At 69.4% G+C, this 13,106-nt stretch carries 10 protein-coding genes and 1 pseudogene; 8 read left to right on the top strand and 3 right to left on the bottom strand.

From position 1 onward, the window contains the following. Window positions 1–84: 84 nt before the first annotated feature. The 3 genes from gltX to ACWGIU_RS13190 form a co-directional block, all read right to left on the bottom strand. On the bottom strand, window positions 85–1,560 hold the full coding sequence (gene gltX / locus ACWGIU_RS13200; RefSeq protein ID WP_453705246.1) for a glutamate--tRNA ligase: 1,476 nt from the start codon (window positions 1,558–1,560) through the stop codon (window positions 85–87). Next, complete coding sequence (locus tag ACWGIU_RS13195; protein ID WP_453705244.1) at window positions 1,553–2,341, bottom strand: fumarylacetoacetate hydrolase family protein; 789 nt, start codon at window positions 2,339–2,341, stop codon at window positions 1,553–1,555. Before ACWGIU_RS13195 ends, gltX begins: the two co-directional genes overlap by 8 nt. Before the next feature lie 97 nt (window positions 2,342–2,438). Further along, window positions 2,439–2,627 (bottom strand): hypothetical protein, encoded by a 189-nt coding sequence (locus ACWGIU_RS13190; RefSeq protein WP_453705242.1) that lies wholly within the window; start codon window positions 2,625–2,627, stop codon window positions 2,439–2,441. Window positions 2,628–3,206: 579 nt separating this feature from the next. Here ACWGIU_RS13190 and ACWGIU_RS13185 point away from each other — a divergent pair. From ACWGIU_RS13185 to ACWGIU_RS13150, 8 genes and pseudogenes are all read left to right on the top strand, one after another. Then, window positions 3,207–6,842 carry a nitrate- and nitrite sensing domain-containing protein gene (locus tag ACWGIU_RS13185; protein ID WP_453705240.1) on the top strand — a complete coding sequence of 1,212 codons (3,636 nt, stop codon included), beginning with the start codon at window positions 3,207–3,209 and terminating at the stop codon, window positions 6,840–6,842. A gap of 9 nt (window positions 6,843–6,851) precedes the next feature. Next, window positions 6,852–7,265, top strand: coding sequence for a roadblock/LC7 domain-containing protein (locus tag ACWGIU_RS13180; protein WP_453705248.1), 414 nt, complete (start codon window positions 6,852–6,854; stop codon window positions 7,263–7,265). 152 nt (window positions 7,266–7,417) lie between these two features. Further along, window positions 7,418–7,810 (top strand): DUF742 domain-containing protein, encoded by a 393-nt coding sequence (locus tag ACWGIU_RS13175; protein WP_030014827.1) that lies wholly within the window; start codon window positions 7,418–7,420, stop codon window positions 7,808–7,810. Beyond that, complete coding sequence (locus ACWGIU_RS13170; RefSeq protein WP_399543677.1) at window positions 7,791–8,372, top strand: GTP-binding protein; 582 nt, start codon at window positions 7,791–7,793, stop codon at window positions 8,370–8,372. Before ACWGIU_RS13175 ends, ACWGIU_RS13170 begins: the two co-directional genes overlap by 20 nt. A 293-nt stretch (window positions 8,373–8,665) precedes the next feature. Next, entirely contained in the window at window positions 8,666–11,857 is a 3,192-nt protein-coding gene (locus ACWGIU_RS13165; RefSeq protein WP_453705238.1) for a nitrate- and nitrite sensing domain-containing protein, read from the top strand. A 10-nt stretch (window positions 11,858–11,867) separates the two neighbouring features. Further along, the gene (locus ACWGIU_RS13160; RefSeq protein WP_030037347.1) at window positions 11,868–12,281 is read left to right on the top strand and encodes a roadblock/LC7 domain-containing protein; all 414 of its coding nucleotides are present in this window, start codon (window positions 11,868–11,870) and stop codon (window positions 12,279–12,281) included. A gap of 93 nt (window positions 12,282–12,374) precedes the next feature. After that, on the top strand, window positions 12,375–12,917 hold the full coding sequence (locus ACWGIU_RS13155) for a DUF742 domain-containing protein (RefSeq protein ID WP_202199558.1): 543 nt from the start codon (window positions 12,375–12,377) through the stop codon (window positions 12,915–12,917). Beyond that, window positions 12,898–13,106: pseudogene (locus ACWGIU_RS13150) on the top strand (ATP/GTP-binding protein); the annotation flags it as partial. The gene ACWGIU_RS13155 and the pseudogene ACWGIU_RS13150, both read left to right, overlap by 20 nt.

Here is a 13,106-nt window from a genome sequence, read left to right as displayed (position 1 = left end):
GTCCAGTACACGGGCGCCCCTCCGCCTTGCCGGGCACGGCACCGGACGCCTCGGGCTCGGCCGACAAGATCCGAAAGAGACGGCCTAGGCGGCGAGCTTCGCCAGGGCCGCGTCGATACGGGCCAGGGAGCGCTCCTGGCCCAGGATCTCCAGGGACTCGAAGAGCGGCAGGCCGACCGTGCGGCCGGTGACGGCCACGCGGACCGGCGCCTGGGCCTTGCCGAGCTTGAGGCCGTGGGCCTCACCGGCGGTCAGGACGGCCTGCTTGAGGGACTCCGGGTCCGACCAGTCGGCGTTCGCCAGGTTCTCGCGCGCCGTGGTCAGCAGCGCCGCCGGGTCGCCCTTCATCGCCTTGTCCCACGACGCCTGGTCCTCCACCGGCTCCTTCAGGAACAGGAAGTCGACGTTGGCGGTGATGTCCGACAGGACGGTCACCCGGGTCTGGGCGTGCGGGGCGATCCGCGCCCAGGCCTCGGCGTCGAAGTCCTCGGGGGCCCAGTTGGCGTGCGGGGCCTGCAGCCAGGGGGCGCAGGCGTCCGCGAAGGCCTTCGGGTCGAGCAGGCGGATGTGGTCGGCGTTGATCGCCTCGGCCTTCTTGAGGTCGAAGCGCGCCGGGTTGGCGTTGACGCCGTCGATGTCGAACTTCGACACCATCTCCTCGATCGAGAAGACGTCCTGGTCCTTGGAGAAGGACCAGCCGAGGAGCGAAAGGTAGTTCAGCAGGCCCTCGGGAAGGAAGCCGCGCTCGCGGTACAGGTTGAGCGAGGCCTCGGGGTCGCGCTTGGAGAGCTTCTTGTTTCCCTCGCCCATCACGTACGGCAGGTGGCCGAACTGCGGGATGCCGGTGGCGACGCCGAGCTCCATCAGCGCCTTGTAGAGCGCGATCTGGCGCGGGGTGGAGGACAGCAGGTCCTCTCCGCGCAGCACGTGCGTGATCTGCATCAGCGCGTCGTCGACCGGGTTGACCAGCGTGTACAGCGGAGCGCCGTTGGCCCGCAGGATGCCGAAGTCCGGGACGTTCTCCGGGGTGAAGGTCAGCTCGCCACGGACCAGGTCGGTGAAGGTGATCGGCTCGTCCGGCATCCGGAAGCGCACGATCGAGGGGCGGTGCTCGCCCTGGAACGCCTCCAGCTGGACCTGGGTCAGCTCGCGGCAGTGGCCGTCGTAGCCGGAGGGCTTCCCGGCCGCGCGGGCGGCGGCGCGGCGCGCGTCCAGCTCCTCGGTCGAGCAGTAGCAGTCGTAGGCGTAACCGCCGTCGCGCAGCCGCTGGGCCACGTCCGCGTAGATGTCCATGCGCTCGGACTGGCGGTACGGGGCGTGCGGACCGCCGACCTCGGGGCCCTCGTCCCAGGTGAAGCCGAGCCAGCGCAGCGAGTCGAGCAGCTGGTCGTAGGACTCCTCGGAGTCGCGGGCCGCGTCGGTGTCCTCGATGCGGAAGACGAACGTACCGCCGTGGTGGCGGGCGAACGCCCAGTTGAAGAGGGCGGTGCGGACCAGGCCCACGTGGGGGTTGCCGGTCGGGGACGGACAGAAACGTACGCGGGGGGTCGCGTTAGCCACGCTTGATCACCTTGTTGGTGAGAGTGCCGATGCCTTCGATGGTGACGGCGACCTCGTCGCCGACGTTGAGGGGGCCGACTCCGGCCGGGGTCCCCGTGAGGATGACGTCGCCGGGCAGCAGCGTCATGGCCTCGGAGATGTGGACGATCAGGTCCTCGATGGAACGGACCATGTCGCTGGTACGGCCGAGCTGGCGCTGTTCGCCGTTGACCGTGCACTGGATGGTCAGGTCGCTCGGGTCCAGGTCGGTCTCGATCCAGGGGCCGAGGGGGCAGGCACTGTCGAAGCCCTTGGCCCGGGCCCACTGCTTCTCCCGCTGCTGGACGTCGCGCGCGGTGACGTCGTTGGCGCAGGTGTAGCCGAGGATGACGTCCTTGACGCGCTCCCTCGGGACCTCCCGGCACATACGGCCGATGACCACGGCGAGCTCCGCCTCGTGGTGGAGGTCCTGGGAGAAGGAGGGGTACGTGATCGGGTCGCCCGGGCCGACCACCGAGGTGGAGGGCTTGAAAAAGGTGATCGGAGCGTCGGGGACCTCGTTGCCGAGCTCCGCCGCGTGCTCCGCGTAGTTGCGGCCGATGGCCACGACCTTGTTCGGGAGCACGGGCGGCAGCAGCCGGACCTTGCTCATCGGGACCTTCGTGCCCGAGAGCTCGAAGTCCGCGAAGGGGATGCCCTTGATGATGTCGAGCACGAGCGTGGAGTCGTCGCCGGGGGCGCCGTCGCCCTCGACCGCGCCGAACGCGACGTTGCCGTCGATCGAGAACCTGGCGATGCGCACCTGTTGCGTCTGCCCCTCTGTATGTCCGCTGGCTGGAGTCTGCGGACCCCAGGCTAACGCGGCGGGCATCGGCGCTTCACGTTCCTTTGCGGGGTGGCTACTCCGCGGCGACGGCGACCGGCACGTTCATGAGGATGGTGCGGCGCGGGTTCGCGGTCTGCGTCGGCAGCTCGACGGAGTGCTCCGGGGTGGCCGGTGCCGCCTGCAGTTCCTCGGCGTCCTTGAGGTGCGCGAGGGTCGTGCGGCGGGGGTTGGCTATGTTGCGGAACATCGTCGTCGTCTTCATCGGAGTTCGGGGTCCTCGGTTCGATCTGGGAGTGTCGGCCGGCGCATGCACCAACCCTGGCGCCAACCCTTTAAGGGGCAAGGCTAAACATCTGAATCCCCCGGCGAACCAGGAAGTAATGGCCACAGCTGTGTGAGTTTGCTCACCCTTGACCGGACATTACCGGCATTATGGACAGTCAACTTCACCCCGCGAAACGGACATTGCGCCACTGAATGCGTCATTCCGCTCCTGATCATCTCGACTGGGACACCTTGACGGCCGCGTTGTTTGGATGGCGTAAGTCCGGTTTCTGCCGAATGCGGTCGCACATCGTGTAGCCCGTCTGTCACAAGCCGTAACCGACTCTCCGGGCCGACACTCGCACCTTGTTGGAGATCCTCCACTGTGCTGGAATTCGCGGGACCGCCGCGGGAATCAGCCGGCGCGCAGGTGGCGCGACACCGCGCCGAGCGCGGTGGCATGGAGAGGAAGACGCGCCGGTCACCGACGACCACCATGGGGCGGCAAGTGCCCCACGACTCGACACCGTCCCACCGGTCGCCCGGCGGGACGCCTGGTCCAGAGGTTGCGACGCTAGTGCAGGGACGATTCAAGAGGGATGGCAGCGCTGCGGCGGAGCAGGAGCCGCGCGGCGGGACCGACCGTGGCTCCTCGCCCCAGCACGCCCAGAACCGCGGGCCGGCTGTCGAAGGCGCACGCCCCGACACCTCCGCCGCGGTGAAGGCGAAGGGCCGTGGGAAGTCCGTGAAGGCCAGGGTCAAGGCGAAAGCCGCACCCGCCGCGCCTGCCGGACCGGCTGAGCAGGACGCGGCGATACCGAAGGCCCCCAGCGGGCCCGGTTCTCGTCTCGCCATGCAGAACTGGCGCATCAGCACGCGACTGGTGTCGCTGCTGACCCTGCCGGTCGTCGCCGCCACCACGCTCGGTGGTTTCCGTATCAACGACTCGCTCAACGACATCGCGCAGCTGGAGCACATGCAGCTGCTGACGACGATGACGCGACAGGCCACCAACCTGGCCGCCATGCTCCAGGAGGAGCGCGACCTCTCCGCGGGTCCGCTCTCCCTCTCCAGGGGCAAGACCACCAGCAGTGTCGATGTCGTCCGTCAGCAGACGGACACCGCCGCCAAGGCCTTCGCCGCCGCGACCGACAAGGTCGACAGCACGGGCGAGAAGGACGACACGCTCCGGTCGATCCGTAACAACGTCCTGCAGATCGGCCGCCAGCTCACCAACATCGAGACGATCCGCACCCGTGCGTACGTCAACGGCGCCCAGCAGACCGTCAGTGAGTACAACGCGGTCATCGTCTCGCTGCTCTCGCTCTCCCAGGACATGGCGCAGGCCACCTCCAACCCGGAGATGATCAAGCGTACCCGTGCCCTGGCCGCGTTCTCCGCCGCCAAGGAGTACGCCTCCATCCAGCGCGCGATCATCGCCGCCTCGCTCCCCGACACCAACGAGCGTCAGGGTGAGCTGAAGGAGAACGACCGGCTGTACGCCCTCTCCGCGCAGAAGGGCGAGCAGCAGTCGAAGACGACCTTCGGACTCGTCTACCAGGGCCGGACCGAGGAGCTCCTCGCGGGTCTGGGTGACAGCAACTCCGAGATCTCCACCGCCGACGGCTACTCCCGCCGTGTCCTGGCCAGCCAGGACGCGTTCCTCCGGGAGAAGAACCGCTCGTGGCTCGACTGGTACGACGCCGACGGCACCAAGCTCCAGGCGATGAAGGTCATCGAGCTGACGCTGCTCGAGGAGATGGAGCAGAAGGCCCGTGAGCTGAAGAACGAGGCCCAGCAGGACGCCATCATCAACGGTGCCCTGATCCTCCTCGTCCTCGGTGTCTCCCTCGTCGGCGCCTTCGTCATGGCCCGCTCGATGATCCGCTCGCTGCGCCGCCTGCAGGACACCGCGACGCGCGTCGCCCAGGACCGGCTGCCCGAGCTCGTCAAGCAGCTGTCCGAGTCCGACCCGCAGGACGTGGACACGTCCGTGGAGTCGGTCGGTGTGCACACCCGCGACGAGATCGGCCAGGTGGCCGCGGCATTCGACGACGTGCACCGCGAGGCCGTCCGACTCGCCGCCGAGCAGGCTCTCCTGCGAGGCAACGTCAACGCGATGTTCACCAACCTCTCGCGCCGCTCGCAGGGCCTCATCCAGCGCCAGCTCTCGCTCATCTCCGAGCTGGAGTCGCGCGAGGCCGACCCGGACCAGCTGTCCTCGCTCTTCAAGCTCGACCACCTCGCGACCCGCATGCGCCGTAACGGCGAGAACCTCCTCGTCCTCGCGGGCGAGGAGCCGGGCCGCCGGTGGACCCGCCCCGTCCCGCTGGTCGACGTGCTCCGTGCCGCCGCCTCCGAGGTGGAGCAGTACGAGCGTGTCGAGCTGTCCTCGGTGCCCGGCACCGATGTCGCCGGCCGCGTCGTCAACGACCTCGTGCACGTCCTCGCCGAGCTGCTGGAGAACGCCACCTCGTTCTCCTCCCCGCAGACCAAGGTCAAGGTCACCGGTCACGCGCTGCCCGACGGCCGCGTGCTCGTCGAGATCCACGACACCGGTATCGGCCTCTCCCCCGAGGACCTCGCCGCGATCAACGAGCGACTCGCCTCGCCGCCGACCGTGGACGTCTCCGTCTCCCGCCGCATGGGTCTGTTCGTGGTCGGCCGCCTGTCCCTGCGACACGGCATCCGCATCCAGCTGCGCCCCTCCGACTCGGGTGGTACGACGGCCCTCGTCATGCTGCCGGTGGATGTCGCCCAGGGCGGCAAGAAGCCGGCTCCGATGCCGGGCCAGGGTGGTCAGGGCGGCCCCGGTGGCGCTCCGGGTGCCCCCGGTGGGCAGGGTGCCGTCGGCGGTGCGCCGGCGCGTCCGTCCGTGGGCTCGGGCCCGCAGCGCGGTCAGGTCGCCGGTGGCGGCCAGCGCGCCGCTCTGCCGGGTCGCGACGGCGCCGCCGGTCAGCGTCCGCAGGGCCCGCAGGGCGGTCGCCCGCAGCAGGGTGGTCCCGGTGCTCCCGGTGGCCGTCCCCAGCAGGGGCCGACCACCGCGGGTCAGGGCCAGGGTGCCTTCGGTTCCGGTGCTCCGCTGCCGGCCCGCGGTCCGGTCGCCAGTGCCGGATTCGCCGGTGGCCCGCAGGCCCGTCCGGCTTCCGGTCCGACCGGATACCCGCAGGGCAACGGCTTCGAGCGACCCCAGCAGCCCCCGCAGCAGTCCCAGCAGCAGCGGCCCCAGCAGCCGGCCGCTCCCGCGGCACCGGATTCGAACGGCCCGCGGCCGCAGCTCTCGCCGCGCGGTGGTGCTCCTCGTGCGGAGCTGCCCAACCCGCAGACCCCCAGCTGGGGCAGCGACCAGGCCCGCGGTCACGACGAGCTCTCGGGCCCCGGCTCGACGGCCGAGTTCGCCCGCCCGGACTTCAACGCCCCGATGCCCCAGGCGGACGGCGGCAACAGCACGACCGGACAGTTCGAGCGTCCGGACGTGCGGGGCCCCATGAACCCGTCCACCACCGGACAGTTCGAGCGCCCGGGCTACCAGCCCCAGCGGCCCGGCGGCCCCGGTGTCGGCGGCCACGCCCCGCAACAGCCCCAGGCTCAGGCTCCGCAGGCCGGCAACGGGTACGCACCCGCACCGCCCGCACGCCCCGAGACCCCGCGGCTGCCGCAGGCTCACCGGCCGGAGGCACTGCCCCCGGCTCCGAGCTCCGGCGACGCCCGCAGCCCGATCTTCGACACCCTGGAGTCGAACTGGTTCCGCGAGGAGGGGCAGCAGCCCCCCGCGCAGGGACCGGCCACGGCGATCCCCCAGCAGGGTGCGCAGTCCGCTCCGGTGGCCCCGGCGCAGCAGCAGCCGCTGCCGCAGCGCGGCCAGGAGGCGGCGGAGTCCGCCGTCACGGCGACCGGCACCACGCCGACCGTCAGCTGGCGGTCCTCGCCGAACGACGAACTGATGCGGCAGGCCGAACGCGTGCGTCAGCCCGCCGCGGGCGGCATCACGACCTCGGGGCTGCCCCGCCGGGTCCCGCGGGCGAACCTCGTGGCCGGCACCGCGCAGCAGCAGGCGGAAACTCAGGCGGGTCCGCAGGTCTCGCGGGCGCCGGACGACGTCCGCGGCCGTCTGACCAACCTCCGACGCGGTATCCAGCAGGGCCGTCAGGCCGGCAACGGACCGGCGACCGGCAGTTACCACATCGACCCCACTTACCAGCAGGAGCGTTAGTTGAGTTCGATGAGCCAGGCGGCACAGAACCTGAACTGGTTGATCACCAACTTCGTGGACAACACCCCTGGGGTGTCCCACACGGTGGTGGTCTCCGCCGACGGACTCCTTCTGGCGATGTCCGAAGGATTCCCCCGCGACCGCGCCGATCAGCTGGCGGCCGTGGCCTCCGGACTGACCTCGCTGACCGCCGGTGCCTCCCGCATCTTCGAGGGTGGCGCCGTCAACCAGACCGTGGTCGAGATGGACCGGGGATTCCTCTTCCTCATGTCCGTCTCGGACGGATCCTCGCTGGCCGTGCTGGCGCACCCCGAGTGCGACATCGGCCTCGTGGGCTACGAGATGGCCCTTCTGGTGGATCGCGCGGGCAGTGTCCTCACCCCGGACCTGCGCGCCGAACTGCAGGGAACTCTGCTCGGCTGAGTTCCCACTCTCCCGGCCGGACGGTACTACCGGCCGGGAGATCGGGGCCCCGCCCCGGAATCCAGTACCCCCGCCAGGCCGTCATCCCGTTCCCCCCACCGGCCGCCCCGTAAGACGGCACGCTGACCACTGCTGTCCAGCCCGGAGGATCAATGACCCCGCCCCCCGCCTACTCCGATTCGTACGGAGACTCGTACTCGGAAGGCGATCAGCCGCTGGTGCGTCCGTACGCGATGACCGGCGGCCGGACCCGGCCCCGCTACCAGCTCGCCATCGAGGCGCTGGTCAGCACCACCGCCGATCCGATGCACCTCTCCGGCCTGCTCCCGGAGCACCAGCGCATCTGCACGCTGTGCCGCGAGGTCAAGTCGGTCGCCGAGGTCTCCGCACTGCTGTCGATGCCGCTCGGTGTCGCCCGGATCCTCGTCGCCGACCTGGCGGAGGCCGGAATGGTGGCCATCCACCAGCCGGGCAATGGAGAGGCCGGCGGCACGCCGGATGTAACGCTGCTCGAAAGGGTGCTCAGTGGCCTTCGGAACATCTAGCGGAGCGGCTCCGCGCTCCACCACCTCCGCGAAGATCGTGGTGGCGGGCGGCTTCGGCGTGGGCAAGACCACGTTCGTCGGAGCCGTGTCGGAGATCAACCCGCTGCGCACCGAAGCCGTGATGACCAGCGCCTCGGCCGGGATCGACGACCTCACCCACACCGGTGACAAGACGACCACCACCGTCGCCATGGACTTCGGCCGCATCACGCTCGACCAGGACCTGATCCTGTACCTCTTCGGTACCCCGGGCCAGGACCGCTTCTGGTTCATGTGGGACGACCTCGTCCGCGGCGCCATCGGTGCGATCGTGCTCGTCGACACCCGCCGTCTCGCCGACTGCTTCCCGGCCGTCGACTACTTCGAGAACAGCGGCCTGCCGTTCGTCATCGCCCTCAACGGCTTCGAGGGACACCAGCCCTACACGCCCGAGGAAGTCCGCGAGGCCCTCCAGATCGGCCCGGACGCCCCGATCATCACCACCGACGCCCGCCACCGCGCGGACGCCAAGAGCGCGCTCATCACGCTCGTCGAGCACGCCCTCATGGCCCGGCTCAAGTAACACGGTTTCAGTTGCCGCGCGGGAGGGGCGGGCTGTGTCCTACGACACGGCCCGCCCTTCTCGTTCATAACGTTTCGACAGAGAATTACGGCCACTTGGCAACAGGGTGCGCTCGCCTGGTATCGCTGCGCGCACAATTGGCCCCATATTTGCCGCAGGACGCTCTTTATGTCCGATTTATGTAGGGCATAAGCTTCTGGGTACGGCCGGTTTCAACTGTTTGGAACACGGCCGTTAACCGTGCTGGAATTCAACGAACTAGCTAGTAGCACCGCCGAGAGGTTGTTGGTCGAGTGAGGCGAAGCATCGCAAGCCCCGCGGATGAACCCGCGCGCGGCAACTTCACCCCGCCGCCGCGAGCGGCCGCGTCGCCCGTCGACGTGCCCGTGGAACCACCCGCGAGCAGCGGGAGCAAGAGCAGGTTCTCGCCCCGCAACTGGCGTGTGCCGACCCGTCTGAACGCCATCCTGCTCGTGCCGGCCCTCGTGGGTCTGGTCATGGGCGGCTTCCAGGTGAAGGGCTCCATCGACACCTGGAACGAGGCCCAGGACGCCGAGAAGATAGCCACGGTCGTCCAGGCGGCCTCGGGCTACAGCCAGGCACTGCTCAACGAGCGTGACCTGACCGCCGAGCCCCTCCTGAACGGCCAGACCAAGGACCCGAAGGTCCTCAAGGCTTACGCGGACACCACCGCGGCCAAGGAGAAGTTCGACAAGGCCGTCCAGGACATGCCGAAGAACCTCGGCCTGGAGCGACGCCTGGACCTCTTCCGCGCGGAGGAGCCCAAGCTCGACGCCGTACGCGACAAGGCGTACGTGGCGGCGATCGAAAGCCCCAAGAAGGATCTGCCCAGGACGGCCGGGCCCATCCCGACCGAAGAGGGCTATGTGCTGGTCCAGCACTACCTCATGCAGTTCGCGAACGAGCTCGGTCTCGGCACCGGCAACGTGACCTCGTACGGCCGCATGGTCTACGCGATCCAGCTGGCCAAGGCGGCGAACTCGCTGCAGCGCTCCGTCGGTACGCACCTGCTGGTGCGCCCGAGCGCCGACGAGAACACCCGCAAGGCCCAGCTCGTCGCCTTCTCCTCCTACGCCTACCTCGAAGAGATCGCCATCGGCGAGTACGTCGCGGCGGGTACCGAGGACGACGTGAACCGCCTCAAGGCGGTCATGGCCAAGAAGTCCGAGGAGGGCGCGGCCAAGATCGCTGAAGCGAAGCACCAGGCCGAGCAGGCCGGTGTCCGCTTCGTACCCCCGCCCACGATCGGGGATTCGGCGCTCGCCGGCATGACCGATGCGATCGCCAACAGCGAGAGCAAGAAGAAGCTCTCCGAGACCGGGGCCACCCCCGCGTTCTGGCAGGCCGCCGCCACCGCGAAGTTCGACGGTTACGACGAGGTCGAGAAGGAACTCCTCGACAAGGCCGTCAAGGACGCCGTCGCCGTCTCCGACGACGCCCGCACCGACGCGATCGTCAACGGCGCCATCGTGGTCGTGGCCCTGCTCGCCGCCTTCATCCTGGCCGGCATGATGGCCCGCCAGATGGGCCGCGCGATGGCCCGCCTGCGCAGCGCCGCCTTCGACATCGCCGAGCAGCGCCTGCCGATGCTCGTCGACCAGCTCTCGCGCACCGATCCCGGCAAGGTGGACACGCGCGTCCACCCGATCCCCATCGACTCCCAGGACGAGATCGGCGAGGTCGCCCGCGCCTTCGACCAGGTCCACCGGGAAGCGGTACGGCTCGCGGCCGAGCAGGCGCTCCTGCGAGGGAACGTCAACGCGATCTTCACCAACCTCTCCATGCGCAACCAGTCGCTGATCGAGGGCCAGCTGACCCTCATCACCGACCTGGAGAACAACGAGGCCGACCCGGACCAGCTGGAGAACCTCTTCCGCCTGGACCACCTGGCCACCCGTATGCGCCGCAACGGCGAGAACCTCCTCATCCTCGCGGGCGAGGAGCCGGGCCGCCGCTGGGACCAGCCGGTCCCGCTCGTCGACGTGCTGCGCGCCGCCTCCTCCGAGGTGGAGCAGTACGAGCGCATCGAGCTCTCGGGTGTCTCGGACGCGGAGATCCACGGCCAGGCCGTGACCGACCTCGTGCACCTGCTCGCCGAGCTCCTGGAGAACGCCACCACGTTCTCCTCCCCGCAGACCAAGGTCCGTGTCAACGCCACGCGTCTGCCCGACGGCCGCGTGATGGTCGAGATCCACGACAAGGGCATCGGCCTCACCGCCGAGGACTTCGCGGACATCAACCACAAGCTGGCCAACCCGCCGACCGTGGACGCCGCGATCTCGCAGCGCATGGGTCTGTTCGTGGTCGGCCGACTGGCGGACCGCCACAGCATCCGCGTCCAGCTGCGCCCCTCGGGCGAGGCTGCCGGTACCACCTCGCTGGTCATGCTCCCCGACGCCATCACCCACGGTGGCGGTGGCGAGGGCATTCCGGACGACGACTTCACGGTCTCGCAGATCATCCCGGAGCAGCAGGCCCAGCTCGCTCCCCCGCTGCGCACTGCCGCCGAGCTCGGCTTCGACGACTCGCGGTACGACCAGCAGGGCGCCGACGGCCTCCCTGCCGACCCGGTCGGCCGGTCCCTGGGCCAGCAGGAGCGCCGGGCCGCGCTGGCGGCCCAGGTGGGTTACCCGCAGGAACAGCAGCAGGGCTACGGCCAGGAGTATCCGGAACCTCAGCCGGAGCACGGGTACCAGGAGTACCAGGGCTACGAGCAGCAGTCCGAGCAGGCCTACGACACCTCCTACGAGGCTCAGCAGGCCCAGCAGGCGCAGCAGGGCTACGAGGCGTACCCGCAGCAGGGCTACGGCTATACGGAAGACGGTTATCCGGATCAGCAGCCGGCCACGCAGGGCTACGACAATGGTTTCGAAGCCGGGTCGGGGCAGGCCGAATGGCCCGAACAGAACACCTATCCGGCTGCCTACCAGCAGGATTACGGGACTGAATCGGAATCCCGGGCCGTCCCCGAACCGGCTCCGGAGCGCGTAGGCTTCGACCGTCCGGGTGCCGCTGCCGACACCGGTCACACGATGACCGGAGCGGGCCTGCCGCGACGCGGCAGCCAGCAGCAGTGGCCGCCGGGGAAGCAGGAAACGGAGTCCACCGGATCCCTCTTCGAGCAGCGGTCGCCGCGTCAGCAGCAGCCCGCCGAACCGGAGCGGGCCCCGGAGGAAACTGAAGGCACCGCCGCCTGGCGTTCGCGCAACGACGAACGCTGGCAGCAGGCCGGAAAGCTCCGTGAGCCGAAGGCGGGCGGGGTCACCCCGTCCGGTCTCCCTCGGCGAGTGCCCAAGGCCAACCTGGTCGAGGGCGCAGCGGAGACGACCCCGCAGGGCGGCCCCCAGGTCTCCCGCGCTCCGGAGGACGTCCGCGGCAGGTTGAGCAACCTGCGGCGCGGTGTCCAGCAAGGACGCAGCGCGGGTTCTGAGCAGTCAAGTAACAGCTATGACCAGGAGCGTTAGTGTGAGCCCGATGAGCCAGGCGGCACAGAACCTGAACTGGTTGATCACCAACTTCGTGGACAACACCCCTGGGGTGTCCCACACGGTGGTGGTCTCCGCCGACGGCCTTCTTCTGGCGATGTCCGACGGATTTCCGCGGGACCGCGCCGATCAGCTGGCGGCCGTGGCCTCCGGACTGACCTCGCTGACCGCCGGTGCCTCCCGCATCTTCGAGGGTGGCGCCGTCAACCAGACCGTGGTCGAGATGGACCGGGGATTCCTTTTCCTCATGTCGGTCTCGGACGGATCGTCCCTCGCGGTGCTCGCGCACCCCGAGTGCGACATCGGCCTTGTGGGCTACGAAATGGCCCTTCTGGTGGATCGCGCGGGCAGCGTCCTCACTCCGGATCTGCGCGCCGAGCTGCAAGGAAGTCTGCTCAACTAGCAGACAGGCAGTGCGTTTCGCGCCATCGCACCATAGGGTGCGGTGGCGCGGTTCCACAGGGAGTACTGCGTACTTGGAGTCGGAGGAGGAAACGTGACAACACCCGGAGGACATCCTTATGGCGGCGCGCAGCAGCCGCAGGGTGGGCACGACCAGAACCGCTTCAACTTTCCCTCCGCGCCCAGCCGCCCTGTGCCGGAGCAGCATCCCTACCAGCAGCAGCAGTACGGACAGCCCCAGATGCCTCCGCAGCAGCCGCCGCCGCGCGCCGCGCGACAGCCCGCTCCGAAGGCCCACAACCCGCTGGTGCGTCCGTACGCGATGACCGGCGGCCGTACTCGGCCGCGCTACCAGCTCGCCATCGAGGCGCTGGTCAGTACCACGGCAGATCCCGCGCGTCTGCAAGGGCAGTTGCCCGAGCACCAGCGCATCTGCCGCCTGTGCCAGGAGATCAAATCCGTAGCGGAGATCTCGGCACTTCTCTCCATTCCTCTTGGTGTCGCCCGCATCCTCGTAGCCGACCTGGCGGAGGCGGGCCTTGTCGCCATTCACCAGCCCGGCGGCGACGAGTCTGCCGGTGGCCAGCCAGACGTGACACTGCTCGAAAGGGTGCTCAGTGGACTTCGCAAGCTCTAACGGCGGAGCGGCTCCCCGCTCCACCACCTCCGCGAAGATCGTGGTGGCGGGCGGCTTCGGCGTGGGCAAGACCACGTTCGTCGGCGCGGTCTCCGAGATCAACCCGCTGCGCACCGAAGCCGTGATGACCAGCGCCTCGGCCGGGATCGACGACCTCACCCACACCGGTGACAAGACGACCACCACCGT

Source organism: Streptomyces sp. NPDC054840 (assembly GCF_053611065.1).
The sequence above is the reverse complement of the archived record's forward strand: the minus strand, read 5'-3'. Positions and strand labels throughout refer to the sequence as shown.